Origin of the sequence: Rhodococcus chondri (genome assembly GCF_036327435.1) — a bacterium.
Taxonomy (GTDB): Bacteria; Actinomycetota; Actinomycetes; order Mycobacteriales; family Mycobacteriaceae; genus Rhodococcus; species Rhodococcus chondri.
The window spans coordinates 34,733-57,084 of record NZ_JAUZMZ010000002.1; the positions used below are offsets into that span (position 1 = coordinate 34,733).

Sequence of the window (22,352 nt, forward strand, 5' to 3'; positions counted from 1 at the left end):
ACGACAGGATGGCCGGTCGCGTGAACCCTCAAACCCACGTCACTTGCTGCGGCGAAGCACCTTGTCTGCCGCTTCCCAGTGCTCGTCGGCAACCCACAGCCGGGCGAATGCGTCGACGGCTTCGGCCGGAGTGGCGCCCTTCAGGATCCGCTTGATCTCTCCCGCGGGACTGTTGGTCAGCGACCGTGCGAGCGTGCGCCAGCCCTCGTCGAAGGACTCGCGCGGCAGCACCTTGTCGACCAGGCCGACGCGCTGGGCCTCTTCGGCACCGAGGATGGTGCCGGATCCGGCGAGCATGAGGGCCCTGCCGCGTCCCACCAGGGCAGCGAGGCGTTCGGCGCCGCCCCAGGCAGGCATGATGGCCAGGGACACCTGGTTGAACCCGATCTTGATGTCGTCCGCCGCGACCCGGATATCTGCCGCTACGGCGACCTCGGCGCCGCCGCCGAGGGCGTGGCCGTTGAGTGCGGCGATCACGGGTGCGGGAAATTCACCGAGCCGGTCGCAGATCGAGCGCATCCGGCGTGCCATGTCGGCAGCCTGCTCGAGGGTACGCAGGCGGCTCAACTCCTTGAGATCACCGCCGGAGACGAAGGCGCGGTCGCCCGCGCCGCGGATGACCAGGGCTTGCGCTCCCTCGGCGGAATCGAGCACCTTCTCCAGCTGGTCCATGGTCTCGGGCGCGATCGCGTTGCGGGCGTGTGGCCGGTCGATGGTGACGATCGCGAGGCCGTCGTCGAGTTCGAGCTCCACCATGGCTTCATTCTCCCAGATGATATTGGAATTCTAGTTGTAGGAGAATAACATGTTCACTGCTGACGAACGTCAGCCGGACTCCGCTGCGCCGCGGCCACCTCGGCGTGGCTCCGACCCCGGACACTGGAGCTCTCACCATGCGGCAGATACCTCCCGAGTTGGTCGAACGCTACGAAAGAGAAGGGTGGTGGACGCGAGACACGCTCGGAGACCTCCTCGCGCGGGGCCTGAAGGCCACACCGGACACCGAATTCCGGATCCACTCGGCGGTGCGCCCGTGGGAGGGCACCTTCGCCGATGTCGAACACGTTGCCCGCCGGCTCGCAGCGGGACTGCACAGGCGGGGAGTCGGCGCCGGAGACGTGATCGCGTTCCAACTCCCCAACTGGATGGAGGCTGCAGCGGTCTTCTGGGCGTCGTCGTTCCTCGGCGCCGCCGTTGTTCCGATCGTCCACTTCTACGGCCCCAAGGAACTCGGATACATCCTGCGCGAGGCCCGGCCGAAGGTCTTCGTGGGCGCAGAGCGATTCGGGCACATGGAGTTCCAGCCCGACCTGTGCGCGGACGTGCCGATCGTAGGCGTAGTCGGTCGAGACTTCGACGACCTGCTCGACGACGCACCGTTCGAAGGTGTCCAGCCGGCGGATCCGGCCGGGCCCGCCCTGCTGGCCTTCACTTCCGGTACGACGAGCGACCCGAAGGGCGTGATCCACAGCCACCGGAGTCTCGGCTGCGAGACACGTCAACTCGCCGCGCGCTATCCGGCGGATCGCGGCAAGCAACTCACCGGGGCACCGGTGGGGCACTTCATCGGAATGGTCAACGCGTTCCTGATTCCGGTACTCGACGGCAGCCCGATCAACCTCATCGACGTGTGGGACCCCGCCCGGGCGATCGAACTGATGGAGAGTGACGAGCTCGTGGTCGGCGGTGGCGCAACGTATTTCATCACGAGTCTGATCGATCATCCGAACTGGGATCCGGAACGGCATCGGCAGTACATGAAGTACGTGGGACTCGGCGGCTCGACCGTTCCCGCCACGGTGACGCGCCGCCTGGCCGACCTGGGGATGATCGTGTTCCGCGCGTACGGCAGTACCGAGCATCCGTCGATCACCAGCTCGCTGGTCACCGACCCGGAGGACAAGCGGCTCTACACCGACGGAAACGCCGCGCCCGGAGTCGAAATCCGCTTGACCGACGACGGCGAGATCCTCAGTCGCGGACCGGATCTGTGTGCCGGGTACACGAATCCGGAATTGACCGCGAAGGCGTTCGATGCCGATGGCTGGTACCACACCGGCGACATCGGCATTCTCGACGCGGACGGCTTCCTCACCATCACCGATCGCAAGGCCGACTTCATCATCCGCGGTGGCGAGAACATCAGCGCGCTCGAAGTGGAGGAAGTCCTGCTCGGCATGCCCGGAATCGCCGAGGCGGCCGTGGTGGCAGTGCCCGACGAGCGTCTCGGCGAGCATGCCGCCGCGGTGCTGCGACTGCGTCCCGGACACACCCTTCCGACGCTCGACGAGGTACGGGCACAGTTCAAGGCCGCCGGGCTCGCGAAGCAGAAGTGGCCCGAAGAGCTCCACGAGGTGGACGACTTCCCCCGCACTGCCAGCGGCAAGATCCAGAAATTCGTGGTTCGGCGGGATATTGCCACGGTCAGATAAAGAGAATATTGTTCTCGCAACAGGAGAAGGAGGATCTAAATGACCACGAACGATCTGCCGTACCCGCTGTTCGACGCAGACAACCACCTGTACGAGACCGAGGAAGCCCTGACCAAGTTCCTCCCGGAGAAGTACAAGGGGGCGATCCAGTACGTCCAGGTCAACGGCCGCACCAAGATCGCGATTCGCGGCCAGATCAGCGAGTACATCCCCAACCCCACCTTCGAGGTGGTCGCGCGACCCGGCGCGATGGAGGACTACTTCAAGAACGGCAACCCCGAGGGCAAGAGCAAGCGCGAGATCTTCGGTAAGCCGATGAAGTCGATCCCCGCCTTCCGCGAGCCGGCCGCGCGCCTCGAACTCATGGACGAGCTCAACATCGACCGCACCCTCATGTTCCCGACGCTGGCCAGCCTCGTCGAGGAGCGCATGCGCGACAACCCCGAACTGATCCACGCGGTCGTCCACTCGCTCAACCAGTGGCTGTACGAGACCTGGGGCTTCAACTACAAGGACCGCATCTTCACCGTCCCCGTCATCAGCCTGCCCATCGTCGAGAAGGCGATCGAAGAGCTGGAGTGGTGCGTCGAACGCGGCGCCAAGGCGATCCTGGTGCGTCCCGCACCGGTGCCCGGCTACAAGGGACCGCGCTCGTTCGCACTCCCCGAGTTCGATCCGTTCTGGAAGCGGGTCGTCGAGCTCGACGTCCTGGTCACCCAGCACTCCTCCGACAGCGGCTACGCACGGTACAACCAGGAGTGGGACGGCACGGGCGAAGAGATGCTCCCGTTCGTCACCAACGCATTCCGGATGGTCAGCGAATGGCGCCCGATCCAGGACGCCGTCGCGTCGTGGGTGTGCCACGGTGCACTGTTCCGCTTCCCCGAGCTGCGGATCGCGGTCATCGAGAACGGCGCCTCCTGGCTCCCGCACGTGCTGCAGACACTCGCCGACGTCTACAAGAAGGCGCCGGAGGGATTCGGCATGCAGGACCCGGTCGCGGCCATCAAGCGCAGCATCCACGTCAGCCCGTTCTGGGAAGAGGACTTCAGCAAGCTGACCGCGCTCATCGGCGCCGAGCGTGTGCTGTTCGGTTCCGACTACCCGCATCCGGAAGGCCTTGCCGAGCCGACCACCTACATCAGCCACATCCAGAACCTCAGCCTCGAAGACCAGGCTCTGGTCATGGGTGGAAACCTCGCGAGGCTTCTGAAGGTATGAACTGGCAGACCATCCCCCGGATGGTCCTGAGTGCGGGCGACCGCTTCGGTGAGGCCGAAGCGGTCGTCGACGGGGACGTCCGGATCACCTTCACCGAACTCACCCACCGTGTCCGGCGGGCCGCAGGTGCCTTCGCCGCGGCCGGCATCGACAAGGGTGATCGGGTGGCGATCTGGGCTCCCAACTCCGCCGAGTGGATCGTCGCGGCCTTCGGGCTGCTGACCGCCGGCGGAGTCCTCGTACCGGTCAACACCCGGTACCGGGAGCAGGAGGCCGACGACATCATCCGTCGCAGCGGAGCAAAAGCCGTGCTGGTCGAGAAGGGCTTCCTCGACCAGCAGTACCCGGTCTCCGCGGATGTGCCCGTGTTCGATCTGAAATCCGGCTTCCTTTCCGAGGGAGAGCCGTTCGAACGCGAGGTGAGCGGCGACGACATCGCCGACATCATGTACACCTCGGGCACCACCGGACGCCCCAAGGGCGTGCAGATGAACCATCGTCAGACACTCCGAATGTTCTCGGAGTGGTGCGATCTCGCCGATCTCCGGGAGGGCGATCGGTACATGATCGTCAATCCGTTCTTCCACATGTTCGGGTACAAGGCCGGGCTGATCGCCTCCGTCATCCGAGGAGCGACCGTTCTCCCGGTACCCGTGCTCGACGTCGACAGGGTTCTCGATCTCGTGGAACGAGAGAAGGTGACCATGCTGCCCGGTCCGCCGACGCTGTACCAGTCGCTTCTGTCGGCGCACGCCACCGGCCGCTGGGATCTGTCGTCGCTGCGCGCGGCGGTGACCGGCTCCGCGGACATCCCGGTGGAACTCATCCGCCGGATCCGCAACGAGCTGCCGTTCGAAACGATCATGACCGGTTACGGACTGAGCGAGGCCGGCACGGCGACCGCGTCGCGTCCCGGCGACACGTTCGAGCAGATCGCCACGACCGTCGGCACACCGTGCGACGGCGTCGAGATCCGCATCGCCGACGACGGCGAAGTCCTCATCCGCGGGTACAACGTGATGCAGGGCTATCTCGACGATCCGGAGGCCACCGCCGAAACGATCGACCCGGACGGCTGGCTGCACACCGGCGACCTGGGAAGCATGGACGCAGAGGGCCGCCTCCGCATCATCGGTCGTAAGAAGGACATGTTCATCGTCGGAGGTTTCAATGCCTACCCCGCCGAGATCGAGGGTTTCCTGCTCCAACATCCCGCCGTCGATCAGGTCGCCGTGATCGGCGTTCCCGACGATCGGCTCGGACAGGTCGGCAAGGCGTTCGTCGTATCGGACGCCCCTGTCCCACCCACCGAGCTGATTGCGTGGAGTCGCGAGCGCATGGCGGGTTTCAAGGCGCCGCGCTATGTGGAGTACATCGACTCACTCCCACTGAATGCGACCGGCAAGGTCATGAAGGAACTACTGCGGTAGACAAAGTACTGCGGTAGACGAATACCGCAGTACCCAAGAACTCGGTGTGCGGAGGTGTCTCCCGATGGCCCCCCGCACACTGCTCAACGATCCACTCGACGATCCATCCGATGAAGGAGGCGAAATGACCGACGAAGCAGCGATGCTCGCTTTTGCCCTGAAGTGGCGCCATTGGAACGGCGGCCCCGACGAAGACATCTTCGTCGCATTCGGGATCACGTCGCAGGAGTACTTCCACCGCCTGCGCGTGCTCCTGACGAAGCACCGGTGGAATCAGCTCGAACCGAAGACCCTGGAACAACTCGTACGCATCTGCGACGAGAGGATCCACACGGCCGAGGTCCGGACGATCGGACACAGGGACCGGTCGCGTCACGTGTCGTCGGAGCATCCACTCAGCAGACTGTCGGCCTGACCAGGTCAACGGATCCGGAAACCGTTCCGGGCCCTGCGATCTCGTCAGCGGGAGGCGTGTCCGGCGACCACACGTTGCGGGGCGCGGGCTCCTGGTCGTGCATCACGGATGGCCATCGTCGCCGCGGCCGCGACCAGTGCGGTCGCGCCACCGATCAGAAGACCTGTGAGGAAACCATTCTCGCTGGGAATCACTTCTGCGCCGAACTCGACGCTCATCTGCGCCAGCACGACCCCGGCCACGGCGGCGGATGCGGTACCGCCCACGGAACGCAGCAAAGTGTTGACGCTGTTCGCCGAGGAGATTTCGGATTGTGGCACCGCACTCATGATCAAGGTGGGAATCGCGCCGTACGCCAAGCCGATACCCGCGGCGATGGCGCAGGTGATCACCAGCAGTCCCCACGAGGATCCCATCAGGAAAACCGAGGAACCATACGCCCCGGCCATCACCAGGCAGCCGGCGCACAGGGTCACCCTGGGGCCGCGCACCGTCGTCAGGCGTGCCCCCAGCGGCGAGACCGCCATCATCAGCAGTCCGGCAGGAGCGCACCACAGTCCCATCACCACCATCGACTGGCCCAGTCCGTATCCCGTCGCTTCGGGCAACTGCCGGATCTGAGGGACGAGCAGCGCTTGGAAATACATCGAGAATCCGATCAGGACGGTGACGATATTCGTCATCAGAACTCGATTCCCCACGGACACCCGCAGGTCCACCAGCGGTGTCCGGGTCCGTAGTTCCCACCGTCCCCACATCAGAAACACGATGACCGACACGGCCAGCAGGACCGAGGTTTCGGTGCTCGCCCAGCCCCAGTCGCCGCCCTTGGACACCGCCAGCAGCAGACACACCAGTGCTATCGCGACGCCGAGTGCGCCGAACACGTCGAACCGGCCCGTCGTGCCGTGAACGGGTGTGTCCGGCACCAGCCATCCGATGAGGACGGCGATCAACACGCTCAGAATGCCCACACCCCAGAACAACACGCGCCAACTGGTGGTCTGCGCAACGATTGCGGCGAGCGGCAATCCGAGGGCTCCACCGATTCCCAGCGACGAACTCATCAGCGCGATCGAAGACCCCAGGCGCTCGGGCGGCACCAGGGAACGGAGCGCGCTGATCCCCAGCGGCACGATGCCGAAGCCCGCTCCCTGGAGCGCCCGGCCGACGAGCATGGGTCCCAGCGTGGACGACAACGCGCACAGGAACGACCCGGCGATGAGCGGAATCGTGCACACCAGCAATATCCGGCGTACCCCGTACATATCTCCGAGCCGGCCGGTGACGGGTGTCGCGACGGCTCCCGAGAGCAGCGTCACCGTGACCACCCACGAGGCGTTGGACGGGCTGGTCCCGAGCAGGCTCGGCAGTTGGCCGAGAAGCGGGATCACCAGGGTGGACATGAGGGTGGTGACGATGCCGGCATACACCAGTACCCAGATCGTGCGGCCTGGGCGGCCGACCGGACTCGCGGTGTCCACTGAGACCCTTCTGTTGGGGTTCGACATGCCGGGGACCGACACCGCTACCGGTGTCCGGTCCTTCCGCTACAGCGAATCTGCTTTCGCGAACTCGGTCTCCGTGACGTCGAACAGGTTCTCACGACCGAGCACCGACGGGAGCGGGAAATGGCACGCCGCGAACTGGCCGGGCCGGACCTCACGCATCTCGGGTTCCTCGTCGGCGCAACGGTCCTGCGCGTATGGGCAGCGGGTCCGGAAGCGGCACCCGGACGGTGGTGACAGCGGCGACGGTACGTCCCCGCCCAGGGCCGGACCGGCGAACGCCTTCTCGGGATCGGTCAACGGCACCGAATCCAGCAGCGCCCGGGTGTACGGATGCGCGGGATCGTCGTAGAGCTCGATCGAATCCCCGAATTCGCACACCTTGCCGAGATACATCACCATCACGTTGTCGCTGACCGTGCGGACCACACCCAGGTCGTGAGCGATAAATACGACGGTGAGATCGAATTCGGCCTTGAGTTCCTCGATGAGATTGAGAATCTGCGCCTGCACCGACACGTCGAGCGCGGAGACCGGCTCGTCGCAGATGAGCAAACGCGGATTCAGTGCCAGCGCACGGGCGATGGCCACGCGCTGCGCCTGACCTCCGGACAGCTGTCGCGGCAGAATCTCGGCGAAGCGCTCGCTGCCCAGACCCACCTGGTCGAGGACGGCCTTCGAGGTCGATTCTCGTTCCGACGCCGGCGCACCGGCCACTGCCATCCCCTCGACGACGATGTCCTTCACCGAGCGCCGCGGATTCAGTGAGGCGACGGGATCCTGGAAGATCATCTGCATGTCGCGGCGCAGCGACCGCATGCGCTTTTCCGGCGCCTGCTCGATCCATTCCTCGCCGAAGCGGATCCGGCCGGCCGTCACCCTGTCCAGCCGGAGAACCGCACGACCGGTAGTGGACTTGCCGCACCCGGATTCCCCGACGATACCGAGGGTTTCACCCGGCAGGATATCGAAACTGATCTTGGATACGGCCTGGACCGTCCCCGCATCGGTCGGATACTCGACCACCAGATCCTGCACACTCAGCAGGGCTTGCTCACCGCGCAGATGAGCGCTACCGCTACCAGCCATGGGATTCACCTCCGGGAACAGCACCCGCCGGGACGGCAACAGGGCGCAGACAGGCCACTTGATGATCGATACCCGCGGATTCGAGGGTCGGCGGGGCCACACCGCACCCATCGTCCGCATGCGCGCAGCGAGGCGCGAACCGGCACCCGTCGGGCGGTGAGGTCGGATCGGGCAGCGAACCCTCGATCAGTCGCAGCGGCGCGTGCCGCTCGTGGTCGATGGTGGGAGTGGCACCGAGAAGCGCATGCGTGTACCGATGCATGGGCGCGTCGAACACTTCGCGGGTGGAACCGACCTCGGCCAGCTTGCCCGCGTACATGACCGCCACCCGATCCGTCCGGCCTGCAACGACGGCGAGGTCGTGGCTGATGAGCATCATGGCCATGTTCCGGTCGCGCTGGACGCGGCGCAGCAGATCGAGAATCTGCCGCTGAATGGTCACGTCCAGCGCGGTGGTGGGTTCGTCCGCGATCAACAGGTCCGGCTCACACGCCAGCGCAATCGCGATCATGACGCGCTGGCGCATGCCACCCGACATTTCGTGCGGATAATTGCTCAGCCGCTTCTCCGGGTCGGGCACGCCGACCTCCTCGAGCAGGCGCAGCGCGCGGTCGTGGGCCTCCGATTTGCCGACACCGAGGTGCCGGCGCATTCCCTCGGTGAGTTGCCGCTCCACCTTGACCACAGGATTGAGGGAACGGCCGGGATCCTGGAAGACCATGGCAATCTGCTTGCCCCAGACCTCCAGTTTCTCTTTCTTGTTCAGCGCCAGCAGATCCCGTCCTTGGAAGGTGACCTCGCCGGAACGACCGGAACGCGGAGGCATGAGCCCCATGATCGCGCGGGCCATCACCGACTTTCCGGATCCGGACTCCCCGACGACGCCCAGCGCCTGCCCGGCGTCCAGATCCAGCGAGACATCGTCGACGGCGCGCACGATTCCTCGCGGGGTGCCGATGTAGGCACGTAGATTTCGAACTTGGAGAAGCGACTGGGCATTCACGACGAGCCGGCCCTTTCTTTCGTGTCGGGCTAGTTGCTGATCCAGAACTCTTCCGGAAGTGGCGAGCCGAGGGTGTAGAGCTGCACCCCGTTCAGGTCACTCCCGTAGATCACCCCGGGCACCGCCCGGGTGTACCAGAGACCGATCGAGAGATCGGCGATCCGTTGCTGAACCTGCTCGTACGCTTCCTTCCGCTCCTCGATGGATTCACCGAATCGGCCACGGTCCAGAGCTGCGTCGAGTTCGGGGTCGTTCACTCCCAGGAAGTTGCCGGTGGACTTCGAGTCGAATGCCATGGTGAGGCCGTAATCGGGATCCTGGGTGATGGCCGACGACACGATCATGTCGAAATCGCGTGCCCCCGCTCGCGCGGTCGCGACGGCATAGTCGACGACCTCCACGCGCGCCTCCACGTTCTCGAAGGCGCTGAGCTGTGCCTGGATCGCTTCACCGAGCGTGCGGCTTTCCGTCGTCGGGTACGACAGGAAGGTGAAGGCGACAGGCTTGCCCTCCGCGGCGAGTTCGTCGAACAGTCGCTGTGCCTCTTCCGAATCGGTCTCACCGATCGGAATGTCGGCGTAGAACGGAGAGTCCTCCGGGAAGAGCGTCCGCGGAATTTCGCCGTCACCATTGTAGACCACGGTGTTCACGGCCTCGAGGTCGATTGCGAGAGACACCGCGCGACGAGCACGCTCGTCGTCGAACGGTGCGCGCCGGAAGTTCATTCCGGCGACCTGGCCGCCGCCGGTCGACGAGACGAGGTAGGAGAGCCCGCCGTCCTCGGCCTTGTGGATATTCGACCAGTTGGTTTCCGAGGCGAGCTCGGCCGCAGCGGTGCTCATGGTGTTGAGACGCTGGTTGCTGTCCGGAACCGTGCGGATGGTGAGCCCGTCCAGATACGGTTTCGGTGCGTCCCAGTACGCGGGATTCTTCTCGAGTTCGACCGCGTTCTGACGCATCCAATTGGCAAGCGTGAAAGGTCCTGCGCCGATCGGGTTCTCGTCGAACGACTGCTGGCCCTTTTCGAGCGCGGCGGGTGAGGCGATCCAGTTCAGGGCGCCGGCGACGACCGCCTGCCCGAACTGTGGGTTCGGTTTGACCATCGTGACTCGGACGGTGGCCGGATCGATCACCTCGGTGGCTTCGATCTGCACCGCTTGACGGATGGTGGTCGAGCCCAGTGCAGGGTCTTTCAGTCTGTCCCAGTTGAACTTCACGGCCGCGGCATCGAGCGGGGTGCCGTCGCTGAACTTCAGATCGGGCTGCAACGCGAGCGTGAAGGTCTTTCCACCGTCGGTGGTGGAGAAGTCGGTGGCCATCTTGTACTCGAGCTCGTACGTCTCGTCGTTGTTGATCATCAATGAGCCGTAGAGCGCGTTGCCCAGGGTGGCCTGGTGCGCCCATGTGTTGGACAACGCCGCCGGGTCGAGCGAGCGTGGTTCGCCCATTTGCAGAATGGTCGCGGTTCCACCGGCCACCGGTTCGCCGGCATCCGCCGAATTGCCGCCGGCGTTGCCGTTCCCGGAGTCGCCGGAGCCGCAGGCGCCCAGCACAAGGGTGGTGGCAAATGTCGCCGCAAGGATTGTCAGAAAACGTCTGTGTCGAATCACTCTCGACCTCTCGGATGGAAGGATGTCGGGATCACGAACCGGCCGCGAACGGCAGATTGCTCAGTCGTGCAGCGTCCGGTCGTATTTGGTGCGAAGGAAGTCGCCCGCCTGGTTGAGAGCGAACACGGTGAAGAAGATGACGAGCGAAGGCACGAACACCAGGTGGGGAGATGTGGCGATCGCGTCCTTGCCATCGTTGATCATCCCGCCCCAGCTGGGCTGCGGTGGCGGGATGCCGAGGCCGAGGAAGCTCAACGAGCCTTCGGCAACGATCAGCGCCGCCATCACGATGGGCAGGTACGAGGCGAGCGGGGCGATGACATTGGGCATGATCTCCTTGAACAGGATCCGCCCGTGGCCGGCGCCCATATTGCGCGCCGCCCGGACGAATTCCCGCGACGACCATGCCAGTGTGTTGGCCCGCGACAGCCGAACGAACGACGGTATCGCCAGCAGTCCGAGTCCGAACAGCATCGTTCCGATACTGGGCGTGAGGATCGATGCCAGTGCGAGCAGGAGGATCAGGGGCGGGAACGCGAGCATGGCGTCGGCCACCAGTGTGATCACGGAATCGACGCGCTTTCCGAAGTACCCGGAGATCATGCCGAACAGCGACCCGATTCCGAAGCCGACGATTCCCGCGACCGCACCGATCAGCAGCGAAACCTGCGCACCGTAGATCACTCGGGACAGGATCGACCGGCCGAGAGTGTCGGTTCCGAGCAACATATCGAAGGACCCGAAGCCCGGTGCCGTTCTCGGTGGACCGATCGGAACGTCGTACGGAGCCAGGGGAAGCACGCTCGCGAGGATCGCTGCGCCGATGATGACCACCAGCCACACCATCGAGAGGTACACCAGGATCGACCGGGACTTCCGGACCGCTGGAACGACGGGAGCGCTCGCGACCGCTGTCTCGACGGCCGGGGCGGCGCCGCTCTTCCCCAACGCAACTTGGGTCATGCTCCGACCACCTTTCTGACCCGCGGGTCGATCACTTGGTAGCTGAGGTCGACCAGGGTGTTGATCGCGACGTACACGACAGCGATGAAGACCACGATGCCCTGGACCATGATCACGTCGCGGGACGTGATGGACGATGCAACAAGCTGACCGAGACCCGGTAGGCCGAACAGTGTTTCGACGATGACGGTGCCGCCGATGAGACGACCGAGATTGATGCCGGCCACGGTGATCAACGAGAACGACGAGGGCCGCAGCGCGTGCCGGAACATCACGTACCAGGACGGCATGCCTTTGGCCCTGGCCGCCGCGATGAAGTCCTCACGGAGCGTTCCGATCAGATCCGTACGCAACAGGCGATGGAACGCCGCGATTTCGGTGAGGGCGATGGCCATTGCCGGGAGGAATGCGCTGCGCAGGTTGTCGCCGAGTCCCTCACCGATACGCGACCAGCCCATGACCGGGAAGATCTGCAGCTGGATGGCCAGGTAGTAGATCAGGACCGGTCCGGCGATGAATGCCGGAACCGAGAGGAATACCGCCGACATCGCGTTGATACCGCGGTCGACCTTGCTGCCCGGGCGCGATGCGGAGACGACTCCCATCGCGAGGGCGACGATCAGAGCGATGAGCAGACCCATCGCGGCGAGCTGAAGCGTGACGGGGAGCCGTTCGGCGATCGCTTCGCTGACCGATTGCCCTGTCAGCGGCGAGGTTCCGAGGTCGCCGGTGACGGCGTTCCCGAGCCAGCCGATGTACTGCGACCAGAACGGCGCGTCGAGGCCGAGTTCGGCGTTCATCGTCGCGACCGCCTCGGGGGTCGCGTTCTCCCCCAGAATCACCTGCGCGACGGATCCCGGCGCCAGGCTCAACAAAGCGACGACCGCGATCGTCACCAACAGGACGACCAGCAGGCTGCGCCCTACCTTTTTCGAAACAGTGAGAATCATCCAACTCAACTTTCATCGTGCCGTCGGAACCGAAAAGCCGTCCCGCAGAGCAAAGGAGCCGATGGAGAGCTTCTGTGATGACCCACACACTAGAGGCTGATTGTGGATGCGGCAATACGAGTTCACCGAAAACGCGAACCTTGTGCACAAATTACAGAATGACAATCTTGCACTGCTGCAATAACTTTCGGCCTCTCGCACCCACGACGAAAACCCGCGCAACACATCGTGTTGCGCGGGTTCGGAGACCACGTGGCTATATTCCGGGGCCCTCCAGAATCGTCACACCGGACACGGCCGTCGGACCACCGACATTGTGGGCCAGTGCGATTCGAGCTCCGTCGACCTGATTGCAAGCCTCGCCCCGAAGCTGTTCGAACAGTTCGACGCATTGGGCGACGCCGGTAGCACCCGGTGGGTGACCCTTGGTGTTGAGCCCACCGCTCGGGTTGACCGGCAATCGTCCACCGACCTCGGTGATGCCGCCTTCGATCATCTTGAAGGCCTCGAACCTGTCCGCGAAACCCAGGTCCTCGTAGCTGATCAGCTCGATGCCGGTGAAGTAGTCGTGAACCTCGGCAACGTCGACGTCGGCCGGGGTCAGGCCCGCCATCGAGAAGGCCTGCTTCGCCGCGCGAATGGTTGCCGGAAAGGAGGTCATATCCCGCTTGTGCTGGTGCATAACGTGATCCATACCGAGACCGGAACCGCGGATCCACACCGGACGATCGGTGAAGCGGTCTGCCACCCCCTCGGCGGCGAGTACGAGCGCGGCGGCGCCGTCGCTCTGCGGCGCGCAGTCGTACACACCGAACGGTGTGACCACCGTGTCCGCATCCAGAACTTCCTCGACGGTGAGCTCGAAGTGTCTGCACGCCTTGGGATTCTTCATGGCATTGCGGTGGTTCTTCACCGCCACCATTGCCATGTGCTCTCTCGTAGCGGGAGATTCGTGGAGATACCGTCGGACGTGCAACGCGAAGCCGGCCTGGGCGAGACCGAGCGGGTAATCCCACGCCATGTCCCGCGTCATCGCTTCCCATTCCCACAGCATGTCCTTCGACGCCGTCTCGCGGAGCTTGTCGGCGCCCATGACGAGAGCGACGTCGAATGCTCCGGACGCGATACCGAACATGGCATTTCGGATGGCATCGTGCCCGGTTGCACAGGAGTTCTCGACCCTCGTCACCGGAAGATCCGGGAGTCCGAGCGTGTCGGCCAGAATCCCGGACGGGAACCCGTCGGTGGTACCCATCGACCCGAACCATGCGGCCTGCAGGTCCGACTTGTCGATCCCCTTGTCGATGCTCGCCGCGCAGGCAGCGAACGCCATGGGCAGCAGATCTCTCGTTCCCAGCGCGAAATGCTCCGCGAACGGAGTCATTCCTGCGCCGACGATTGCCACGTTCCTCATGCCGCGTCCTCCGTTTCCGTCTCGGTGACCGCATCGAGTCCGGGTGGGTCGGGTTCGAATGCGTAGCCGTAGTCCGGGACACCCGATCGCACCGCCACCCGCCGCAGCACCATCCGGCCCCGGTCGCCTATGCCGACCGTTCCCGCCTCCGCGCCCGTCACGCGGACGAGGGCCCGGATTCCGACACCGTCGAGTTCGACGAGCACGAGCGAGTACGGGGTTGCCAAGCCCGGCACCGGCACATGGACGGTGGTCTCCGTGTACACCGTGCCGGTGCGCGGCAGTTCGACAAGGGTGTAGTCGGTGTTCAATGTGCCGTCGCTGTTCACCCGGTAGCGAGGAGGGAAATCCAGTTTGTCGCTGTCGCTGTACTTTCCCGCCTCCCAGCGGACTTTCGCTTCGAATGCCCGCTCGTAGGCCGCCAGCGAGATCGGGATCTCCCCGTCGGCGACATACGTCGCTTCCGGCGCCGGCCGGGCGGCTGCCTCCCGACGATGCACCTGAGCGCTGTCCTCACCACCGACCGTGAGGCCCGACAGACTTGCCTGCTCGACGCCGACCAGCGGACCGGTCATGCCCGACTCGGCCATGACCGCGAGCGCGAACAGCGCCGAACTCGCTCCGGAGGTGGGCAGCCGGACCGACTGCGCGGCGGTAGGCGCGCCGGCCGTCAGCGCCGCCGCCTGCCGGTGGTCGAGTCCGGCCACGACGACCGGTGTGTCCACCCACGCACTTGCCAGCGACGCCAGGTACCCGCGTTTCCTCAGCAGGCGCGGGTCACCGTAGTCGTGTACGTCCCCGGACGCATTCCGGGTTCGCACCGGGAGGCTGCGAGACACACGCGCCGCCGTCCGGACCCCCATGCCGCGATCGGCGGTGAGGGCTGCCGCCGCGCCGGCGGCTTCGAGGTCGACGCCGATGACCAGCGTGCGGGGACGGGCCGAGCCGAGGGCGTCGAGCGTGGCGGGTGCACCCCCCAGGCGCTCGATCACCTCGAGTTCGGGGTCCAGTCCGAGACCGGCGAGCAACACCGCTGCGTTGCTGCTCTCCGTCAGCGGCAGGTCGCGGCTGACGACGACCACGTACTGGACCGGCCCACCGGAGGTGAGTGCGGCACGGCCCGCCTCGACCGCGAGGGTGATCGCGTCCTCGTCGTCGCCGGCAACCCGTGTGTCCGGTGTGCCCCAGCACGGCAGGTACGTACCGATCGAAGCGATGTATGGCATGTGGATACTCCAACCGAACTAGGTGACTGCTCCCGCAGTCTTGAGAGCGATGATCCGTTCCCAATCCAGACCCAGTTCGAGGAGGATCTCCTCGGTCTGGGCGGCGAACTCCGGGCCGGGCCCGACCTCGGGCGCGGTGACATCGAACTGAACCGGGTTACCCACCAACTCGAGTTCGCCTGCCTTGACGAGATATTCGTTTGCACGAATCTGCCTGTCGTCGGCCACCTGCAGCGAGTCCTGCACCGGCGCCCACGGTCCGGCGAGCGTCGCGAAACGCTCGGTCCATTCCGGCAGGGTGCGGGAGCCGATCACCTCGCGGAGGATCGAGACGGCCTCGGCAGTGTTGGCTGCGATCGACGCGGCGTCCGCGAAACGCGGATCGTCGGCGAGTTCGGGGCGATCGATGTGGCGGCACATCTGCCCAGAACTTGGCGGGTTGCAGCATGACGAAGGACAGATAACGTCCGTCGGCCGTCGCGTACAAACCGGAGAGGGGGTTCGTCGGTGCGCCGTGCGCGCCGGGTACCGGCGCCACCATGTGTTCGCCCATGTGCACCGACAAGGCGATCCCGTGACCCATGGCCCACAGGCCGCTTCCCAGCAGGGACACATCGACGATCGAGGTCTCGCCGGTGCGTTCGCGCTTGAGCAGTGCGGCAGCGACGCCACCGGCGAGGTTGGTGCCGGAGATGGTGTCGCCGAACGCGGGACCGGGAGGGGTGATCATGCCTTCCGTACCGGGAGGGGTGAGGGTGGCCGCGATGCCGGCGCGGGCCCAGAAGGCCGTCATGTCGTACCCGCCCCTGTCGGCTTCGACGCCGCGCGGTCCCAGCGCACTGCCACGCGCATAGACGATCGACGGGTTCACGGCGCGGATGTCGTCCACGTCGATCCCGAATTTGGTGCGGGCCTGGGGAAGGAAGCTGGTCAGGAACACGTCCGAGTTGCGGGCGAGGTCGAGCAGGACCTCTTTGCCCTCGGGTGTTCCCATATCGAGACCGATACTGCGCTTCCCCCGATTGGCGTGCTCGACATTGGGGTTCGGATCGCCTTCGACGCGCATCGTTCCGATCTGGCGGAGGCCGCGCTGCGGGTCGCCGGTGACGGCGTGCTCGACCTTGATCACGTCGGCGCCCCACTCGGCGAGCACCGCGCCCGCCGAGGGAACGAAACCGTACATCGCGACTTCGAGGACGCGAATCCCGTCGAGGGGCTTCACTCCTTCACCGCCACCGCGAAGGCCTTGACCTCGAGGAATTCCTCCAGACCGTAGACGCCCATCTCACGACCGATACCCGACTGCTTGTAACCACCGAACGGCACGTCGGGGGTGAAGTAGTTGCCGCCGTTGACACTGAAGGTGCCGGTGCGGATGCGCCGCCCGATGGCGATCCCGCGCTCCTCGTCGGCAGTCAGGACGCCGCCCGACAGGCCGTACTTCGAGTTGTTTGCGATCTGCACGGCGTGCTCGTCACCGTCGTGCGGGATGACGGCGAGGATCGGGCCGAACGCTTCTTCCTGGGCGATCTCGCTGTCGGGGTCGACGTTGGACAGCAGGGTCGGCTGGTAGAAGAAGCCCGGATCGACGCGCTCGCCGCCGGTCACCAGCGTGGCACCGTTCTCGACGGCGCGCTGCACCAGGCCGTCGACCTTGTCGCGCTGCTTCTCGCTGATGAGCGGGCCCATGTACATCTTCGGGTTGGTCGGATCGCCGAACGGCACGTGGGACATGAAACCGGCTACGCGCGCGACGATTTCGTCGTGCTTGTCGCGCGGCACGAGCAGCCGTGTGGTGAGCGCGCAACCCTGCCCGGCGTGCGAGCAGATGCTGAACGCCGCGAACTGCGCGGTCATGTCGAGGTCGGCGTCGTCGAGGACGATGAGCGCGGACTTGCCGCCGAGCTCGGTGAAGACACGCTTCATGGTGGGTGCTGCCGCAGCCATGATCTGGGCACCGACCGGGGTCGAGCCGGTGAAGGTCACCACATCCACGTCCGGGTGGGTGGTCATCACCTGACCGGGGGCGATCTCGGAGGACGAGAGGATGTTGACGACGCCGGCCGGGATGTCGGTGTGCTCGGCGATGAGCTCGCCGAGGGCGAGGGTGATCAGCGGAGTGTCCGGCGCGCCCTTGAGGACGACCGTGCAACCGGCGGCGAGGGCCGGAGAGAGCTTCGCCAACGCCAGCTGAACCGGGTAGTTGTACGCGGTGATGGCCGAAACGACGCCCGCGGCCTCCTTCTCGAGCCACCGGCGGTGCTTCTGTCCGCGAACCTCGGCCTCTCCGAGCTCTTCGGAGAACGCATACGTCCGGAGCAGGTCCGCGTAGTACTTGACGATCGCGATGGGCGCCTCGAGCTGGTTGCCGTGCGTGAGCACCCGGGTGGCACCGACCTCCGCCATCATCAATTCGCGGAGATCCTCGAGGTTGTCGAGGAGCGCCTGGTGCAGTTGATCCAGGCACTTGACGCGGAATTCGACGTCGGTCGCCCACGTCGTGGTGTCGAACGCGCGGCGAGCCGCCACGATTGCCGCTTCTGCCTCTTCGACACCGGCCTCCGGCGCGTGGCCGAAGAGCTCACCGGTCGCGGGATTGAGGGACGCGAACGTCCGCTCGGTCGTGAGCAGCTGCCCGTCGATCAGCAGGCGCTTGGTGACGCCTGCTGCGGTTGCGTTGTCGGCCTGCTTGTCGGCCACGGCGGTCGACACGTTGTCCTGCGGGGACATCCCGTCTCCTCACTGGTAGGGAAATCTAATTCTCGTCAGAGAGAATTATTCGATCGTTCGAAGAGAACTCTACCAACCGCAATGCCCCAGGCATACCCCGAAACGTGATTCACGCCACGGGACGTGCTGGTAGGTTGCCTGGCGACAACCGGGCATATCGGGCCTTGCCCCCGCCTTTATCCCGAGAGTATGGTTCTCGCATATGGAAGGGAGATTCTTGTGATGGAGACTACAGCGCTCAGTCCATCTCTGGGTGTAGAGGTAACCGGCGTCGACAGCCTCGAGGACGAGGCAGTTGTCAACCGGCTGCTGGAGGCACTCAAGTGGAGGGGCGTGCTGCTCATCCGCGGCCTGCACCTCGACGACGAGGCTCAGCTGGCCTTCAGCCGCCGACTCGGCAAGGTCGTGATGCCGGCGCCCGGGCAGGAAATCTTCACGGTCTCACTGGATCCCGCGAAGACACCGTCGGCCGAGTACCTCAAGGGCACGTTCCACTGGCACATCGACGACACCACCAACGACATTCCGGCGAAGGCCACCACCCTGACGGCCCGGCACGTGGCAATGGTCGGCGGCGGCACCGAATTCGCCAGCACCTACGCGGCATACGAGAACCTGCCCGACCACGAGAAGAAGCGCTACGAGGGCCTGCGCGTCGTGCACAGCTTCGAAGCCGCACAGCGTCTCGTCTACCCGGACCCGCCGGAGGAGATGGTCGCCCGGTGGCGGGCGCTGCCGCCGCACGAGTCCTCGCTCGTCTGGGATCGGCGGGACGGCCGCAAGTCGCTCGTCATCGGCGCGACGGCCGACCACATCGTCGGGATGCGCCCCGAGGAGAGCCGCGAGCTGCTCGACGAGCTGCTCGCCTGGACCACGCAGGAGCGCTTCTGCTACAGCCACGAATGGTCCGTCGGCGATCTGGTGGTCTGGGACAACACCGGCATGCTGCATCGCGCACTGCCCTACGACCCCTCCTCCGAGCGGCTGATGCGCCGCACGACGATCGTCGGTGACGAAGCATGGCCGTGAAAACCGCAGTAGTCACCGGAGGCAGCTCGGGTATCGGCATGGCCATCGCCGAACGCCTGCGCAAGGACGGTCACCGGGTCGCCGTCCTCGATCTCAACCCCACCGGCGGGGAACTCGAGTACAAGGTCGACGTCTCCGACAAGAACCAGGTCGACGCGGCGTTCGCCGAGATCCGCGCAGAGCTCGGCCCCGTCACAATTCTCGTCAACGGCGCCGGTCTCGAGCTGTACAAGCGTTTCCGGAACATCGATTACGACACGTGGCAGAAGGTTGTCGCCGTCAACCTCGGCGGTGTCTTCCACTGCGTGCAGGCCGCGCTGCCCGACATGATCGACGCCGGCTGGGGACGCATCGTCAACATCTCGTCGTCGAGTGCCCAGTCGGGACAGCAGTTCATGTCGGCGTACGTCTCGTCGAAGGCGGCCGTCAACGGCCTCACCAAGTCCCTCGCGCTCGAATACGGCCCCGACGGCATCACGGTCAATGCCGTGCCCCCCGGTTTCGTGGACACTCCGATGTTGCGCCGCTCCGAAGAGAAGGGCCTGCTCGGCGGGACCATCGAGGACCACATCCAGCGCACCCCCGTCCGCCGGGCCGGCCGCCCGGAGGACATCGCCGCCGCATGTTCGTTCCTCATCTCCGAAGAGGCCGGCTACATCACCGGCCAGATCCTCGGCGTCAACGGCGGACGCAACACCTGACCCACCGCCCGGCCGCAGCCCGCGGTTCGGTGCCGAATCGCAGCCATACCGATCGAAAGGACAAAACAGTGGGGCGTGTCGAAGGAAAGGTCGCGTTCATCACCGGCGCGGCGCGCGGTCAAGGCCGAAGCCACGCAGTCAAACTCGCGTCCGAGGGCGCGGACATCATCGCGGTCGACCTCTGCCGGAACATCGACTCGATGGGGTACCCGATGGCCACGCCGGAGGACCTCGAGGAGACGGTCCGGCTGGTGGAGAAGGAAGGCCGCCGCATCGTCGCGGTGCAGGCCGACGTCCGCGACGCCGCGCAGATGAACGCCGCGGTCGAGCAGGGCATCGCCGAGTTCGGCAAGATCGACGTCGTCGTGGCGCAGGCCGGTGTCGCCGGCATGAAGGGTGAGCCGCAGACCCAGGCTTGGACCGACGTGGTCAACACCAACCTCGTCGGCACCATGAACGCGGTCCAGGCCGCACTTCCCCACCTCGGGAAGGGCGCGTCGATCATCGCGACCGGCTCGACCGCCGCGCTCATGGACATCGCCAAGGTCGACGTCCCCGGCAAGGACCTCGGCGGCGTCGCGTACGTGTTCTCGAAGCGCGCGATCGCACAGTACGTCCACGAGTTGGCCACCCATCTCGCACCTCGCATGATCCGGGTGAACACCCTTCACCCGACCAACTGCAACACCGACATGCTGCAGAGCGAGCCGATGTACCGCTCGTTCCGTCCCGACCTCGAGCACCCGACCCGGCAGGATGCCGAACCGGTCTTCGGTGTGCAGCAGGCTATGCCGATCCCGTACATCGAGCCGGAGGACAGCAGCAACATGGTGTTGTTCCTCGCCTCGGACGAATCCCGGTACGTGACCGGTATGCAGATGCGCGTCGACGGCGGTGGCTACCTCAAGTGGTACGACTACCACATCTGAATCCCCGAAATATCCAGCGCGACAACGCATGACAATTTCAATCGTCACCGGAAGGGAATGCTGTGAAGGTACGGGTCGATCCCGAGCGTTGCCAGGGCCACACACTGTGCGCGATGGCTGCTCCAGATGTATTCGAACTCAGTGAAATCGACGGCCATTCGACGGCCGTGAACGAAGACGTGCCCGCAGACCAGGAGGATCGGGTCCGCGAAGCCGCCAAATCCTGCCCCGAGCAGGCAATCACCATTTTCTGAGCCATGCCGTTTCGAAGCCGATGTTACCCGAAGCAAGGGATGTGACACCGTGAGCGCCGACGACGTTATATCGGAAGACACTCGCAAGAAGATCAAGTATCAGTTCGACCGCCATGCCCCGGATTACCGTGATCGCTTCCTCGACGTGACCGAGGAAATGCACTCGAAGTGCCCGATGGCATGGTCCGACACCCACGGTGGGCACTGGGTCGCGGCCGGCAGCCGCGAGGTGTTCGGCCTCGCCCGCTCCGCGAATGTATCCAACGACCACGATCTTCACGGTAAGCGCAAGGGCTACAAGGGCATTGCCATTCCGACGATGGAGCGCGCGTCGGGCGTACGCGGTGGCATCCTCGAGATGGACGATCCCGAACATACCGCCTTCCGTTCTCTGCTCAACCCGTATCTCTCGCCCGCCGCGGTGCAGCGGTGGATCCCGTTCGTCGACGAGGTCGTGCGCGCGGCCATCGACGAGAAGATCGAAAGCGGCAGAATCGATTTCGTCGACGATCTCGCGAACATCGTGCCCGCGGTCCTCACCCTTGCGATGATGGGCATCCCGATCGCCAAGTGGGAGATCTACAACGAGCCGGTGCACGCCGCCGTCTACACGCCGCCGGACTCCCCGGATATCCCGCGTATCGGCGAACTGCACCGTGCCATGGGCCTGGACCTTCTCACCAATCTCTTCGAGATCCGCGAGAATCCGCGCCCCGGCCTGATCGATGCGATCGCCAATGTCGAGGTACTGGGTGAGAAGCCCGACGACATGGAACTGCTCGGCATCCTCAGCCTGCTCATCGGCGGCGGTTTCGACACAACCACCGCGCTGACGGCACATTCGCTCGAGTGGCTCGGCCAGAATCCGGACGAGCGGGAGCGGCTCAGCCGCGAGCGCGACACGCTGGTGGACCCGGCGACCGAGGAGTTCCTGCGCTACTTCACCCCCGCGCCGGGCGACGGACGCACGTTCTCCGCCGACACCGAGTTCGACGGCACCGAGTTCAAGGAAGGCGAGCGCCTGTGGCTGTCCTGGGCGATGGCCAACCGCGACCCGGCACTGTTCGACGATCCGAACAGCATCGATCTGGAGCGACGGGGTAACCGGCACTTCAGCTTCGGGCTCGGCATTCACCGCTGCGTCGGATCGAACATGGCCCGCATGGTGTTCAAGCGCATGCTTCTCGCCGTGCTCGACCGCATGCCGGATTACAAGTGCGATCCCGAAGGTACAGTGCACTACGACACCATCGGTGTCATCCAGGGAATGCGGAAGCTTCCCGCGACCTTCACTCCGGGACCGCGTCTCGGCGACGATCTCGCCACCACTTTGGTGAAGTTGCAGCAGAGCTGCGACGAGCAGGGCCTCGCCGAGCCGATCACCGCACGAAAGGGATAACGAGGATCCGTGGTTGATTCAGCGGTGGTCGATCCGGTGGAGTCGGCAC

19 protein-coding genes and 1 pseudogene are annotated in these 22,352 nt (G+C 65.2%); 9 read left to right on the forward strand and 11 right to left on the reverse strand.

The window, feature by feature from the left end; translation table 11 throughout:
* Positions 1-39: 39 nt before the first annotated feature.
* On the reverse strand, positions 40-756 hold the full coding sequence (locus tag Q8814_RS00795) for an enoyl-CoA hydratase/isomerase family protein (RefSeq protein ID WP_330150088.1): 717 nt from the start codon (positions 754-756) through the stop codon (positions 40-42).
* Between the two features lie 137 nt (positions 757-893).
* Between Q8814_RS00795 and Q8814_RS00800 the strand changes: the two genes are divergently transcribed.
* The 4 genes from Q8814_RS00800 (at position 894) to Q8814_RS00815 (ending at position 5,498) form a co-directional block, all read left to right on the forward strand.
* Complete coding sequence (locus tag Q8814_RS00800; protein ID WP_330150089.1) at positions 894-2,432, forward strand: AMP-binding protein; 1,539 nt, start codon at positions 894-896, stop codon at positions 2,430-2,432.
* A gap of 39 nt (positions 2,433-2,471) precedes the next feature.
* Entirely contained in the window at positions 2,472-3,653 is a 1,182-nt protein-coding gene (locus tag Q8814_RS00805) for an amidohydrolase family protein (RefSeq protein WP_330150090.1), read from the forward strand.
* Complete coding sequence (locus Q8814_RS00810; protein ID WP_330150091.1) at positions 3,650-5,083, forward strand: FadD3 family acyl-CoA ligase; 1,434 nt, start codon at positions 3,650-3,652, stop codon at positions 5,081-5,083. The genes Q8814_RS00805 and Q8814_RS00810 overlap by 4 nt, the downstream gene beginning before the upstream one ends.
* Positions 5,084-5,207: 124 nt before the next feature.
* Complete coding sequence (locus tag Q8814_RS00815; protein WP_330150092.1) at positions 5,208-5,498, forward strand: DUF3263 domain-containing protein; 291 nt, start codon at positions 5,208-5,210, stop codon at positions 5,496-5,498.
* A 44-nt stretch (positions 5,499-5,542) separates the two neighbouring features.
* Here the strand turns inward: Q8814_RS00815 and Q8814_RS00820 are convergent, their stop codons facing one another.
* The 10 genes and pseudogenes from Q8814_RS00820 to Q8814_RS00865 form a co-directional block, all read right to left on the reverse strand.
* Positions 5,543-6,982, reverse strand: a complete 1,440-nt coding sequence (locus Q8814_RS00820) for an MFS transporter (protein ID WP_330150093.1) — start codon at positions 6,980-6,982, stop codon at positions 5,543-5,545.
* A 66-nt stretch (positions 6,983-7,048) separates the two neighbouring features.
* Positions 7,049-8,095, reverse strand: a complete 1,047-nt coding sequence (locus Q8814_RS00825) for an ABC transporter ATP-binding protein (RefSeq protein WP_330150094.1) — start codon at positions 8,093-8,095, stop codon at positions 7,049-7,051.
* Positions 8,085-9,032, reverse strand: a complete 948-nt coding sequence (locus Q8814_RS00830) for an ABC transporter ATP-binding protein (protein WP_330150095.1) — start codon at positions 9,030-9,032, stop codon at positions 8,085-8,087. The genes Q8814_RS00825 and Q8814_RS00830 overlap by 11 nt, the downstream gene beginning before the upstream one ends.
* 95 nt (positions 9,033-9,127) lie before the next feature.
* Positions 9,128-10,546, reverse strand: a complete 1,419-nt coding sequence (locus Q8814_RS00835) for an ABC transporter substrate-binding protein (RefSeq protein WP_330150096.1) — start codon at positions 10,544-10,546, stop codon at positions 9,128-9,130.
* A 222-nt stretch (positions 10,547-10,768) separates the two neighbouring features.
* Entirely contained in the window at positions 10,769-11,671 is a 903-nt protein-coding gene (locus Q8814_RS00840; protein ID WP_330150097.1) for an ABC transporter permease, read from the reverse strand.
* Positions 11,668-12,621: an ABC transporter permease gene (locus Q8814_RS00845; RefSeq protein WP_330150098.1), complete on the reverse strand. Its 954-nt coding sequence runs from the start codon at positions 12,619-12,621 to the stop codon at positions 11,668-11,670. Before Q8814_RS00845 ends, Q8814_RS00840 begins: the two co-directional genes overlap by 4 nt.
* 256 nt (positions 12,622-12,877) lie before the next feature.
* Positions 12,878-14,035, reverse strand: coding sequence for a thiolase C-terminal domain-containing protein (locus Q8814_RS00850; protein WP_330150099.1), 1,158 nt, complete (start codon positions 14,033-14,035; stop codon positions 12,878-12,880).
* Positions 14,032-15,261, reverse strand: a complete 1,230-nt coding sequence (locus tag Q8814_RS00855; protein WP_330150100.1) for an OB-fold domain-containing protein — start codon at positions 15,259-15,261, stop codon at positions 14,032-14,034. The genes Q8814_RS00850 and Q8814_RS00855 overlap by 4 nt, the downstream gene beginning before the upstream one ends.
* Positions 15,262-15,279: 18 nt before the next feature.
* Positions 15,280-16,483 (reverse strand): annotated as a pseudogene (locus Q8814_RS00860) (CaiB/BaiF CoA transferase family protein).
* Positions 16,480-17,991, reverse strand: a complete 1,512-nt coding sequence (locus tag Q8814_RS00865) for an aldehyde dehydrogenase family protein (RefSeq protein WP_330150101.1) — start codon at positions 17,989-17,991, stop codon at positions 16,480-16,482. Before Q8814_RS00865 ends, Q8814_RS00860 begins: the two are co-directional and overlap by 4 nt.
* A 222-nt stretch (positions 17,992-18,213) precedes the next feature.
* Here Q8814_RS00865 and Q8814_RS00870 point away from each other — a divergent pair, with 222 nt between their 5' ends.
* The 5 genes from Q8814_RS00870 to Q8814_RS00890 all read left to right on the forward strand — a co-directional run bounded on the left by Q8814_RS00870 (position 18,214) and on the right by Q8814_RS00890 (position 22,303).
* Entirely contained in the window at positions 18,214-19,020 is an 807-nt protein-coding gene (locus Q8814_RS00870) for a TauD/TfdA dioxygenase family protein (RefSeq protein WP_330150102.1), read from the forward strand.
* Positions 19,017-19,721, forward strand: coding sequence for an SDR family NAD(P)-dependent oxidoreductase (locus Q8814_RS00875; RefSeq protein ID WP_330150131.1), 705 nt, complete (start codon positions 19,017-19,019; stop codon positions 19,719-19,721). Before Q8814_RS00870 ends, Q8814_RS00875 begins: the two co-directional genes overlap by 4 nt.
* A gap of 68 nt (positions 19,722-19,789) precedes the next feature.
* Positions 19,790-20,650 carry a mycofactocin-coupled SDR family oxidoreductase gene (locus tag Q8814_RS00880; RefSeq protein WP_330150103.1) on the forward strand — a complete coding sequence of 287 codons (861 nt, stop codon included), beginning with the start codon at positions 19,790-19,792 and terminating at the stop codon, positions 20,648-20,650.
* Between the two features lie 62 nt (positions 20,651-20,712).
* Positions 20,713-20,904: a ferredoxin gene (locus Q8814_RS00885; protein WP_330150104.1), complete on the forward strand. Its 192-nt coding sequence runs from the start codon at positions 20,713-20,715 to the stop codon at positions 20,902-20,904.
* Between the two features lie 49 nt (positions 20,905-20,953).
* Positions 20,954-22,303 (forward strand): cytochrome P450, encoded by a 1,350-nt coding sequence (locus tag Q8814_RS00890; protein ID WP_330150105.1) that lies wholly within the window; start codon positions 20,954-20,956, stop codon positions 22,301-22,303.
* Positions 22,304-22,352: the final 49 nt, after the last annotated feature.

Bases quoted from the DNA above. Each gene is read 5' to 3' on its own strand.
- Q8814_RS00795 (WP_330150088.1), bottom strand. From the start codon at position 756: ATGGTGGAGCTCGAACTCGACGACGGCCTCGCGATCGTCACCATCGAC.
- Q8814_RS00800 (WP_330150089.1), top strand. From the start codon at position 894: ATGCGGCAGATACCTCCCGAGTTGGTCGAACGCTACGAAAGAGAAGGG.
- Q8814_RS00805 (WP_330150090.1), top strand. From the start codon at position 2,472: ATGACCACGAACGATCTGCCGTACCCGCTGTTCGACGCAGACAACCAC.
- Q8814_RS00810 (WP_330150091.1), top strand. From the start codon at position 3,650: ATGAACTGGCAGACCATCCCCCGGATGGTCCTGAGTGCGGGCGACCGC.
- Q8814_RS00815 (WP_330150092.1), top strand. From the start codon at position 5,208: ATGACCGACGAAGCAGCGATGCTCGCTTTTGCCCTGAAGTGGCGCCAT.
- Q8814_RS00825 (WP_330150094.1), bottom strand. From the start codon at position 8,095: ATGGCTGGTAGCGGTAGCGCTCATCTGCGCGGTGAGCAAGCCCTGCTG.
- Q8814_RS00835 (WP_330150096.1), bottom strand. From the start codon at position 10,546: ATGGGCGAACCACGCTCGCTCGACCCGGCGGCGTTGTCCAACACATGG.
- Q8814_RS00840 (WP_330150097.1), bottom strand. From the start codon at position 11,671: ATGACCCAAGTTGCGTTGGGGAAGAGCGGCGCCGCCCCGGCCGTCGAG.
- Q8814_RS00845 (WP_330150098.1), bottom strand. From the start codon at position 12,621: ATGATTCTCACTGTTTCGAAAAAGGTAGGGCGCAGCCTGCTGGTCGTC.
- Q8814_RS00850 (WP_330150099.1), bottom strand. From the start codon at position 14,035: ATGAGGAACGTGGCAATCGTCGGCGCAGGAATGACTCCGTTCGCGGAG.
- Q8814_RS00855 (WP_330150100.1), bottom strand. From the start codon at position 15,261: ATGCCATACATCGCTTCGATCGGTACGTACCTGCCGTGCTGGGGCACA.
- Q8814_RS00865 (WP_330150101.1), bottom strand. From the start codon at position 17,991: ATGTCCCCGCAGGACAACGTGTCGACCGCCGTGGCCGACAAGCAGGCC.
- Q8814_RS00870 (WP_330150102.1), top strand. From the start codon at position 18,214: ATGGAGACTACAGCGCTCAGTCCATCTCTGGGTGTAGAGGTAACCGGC.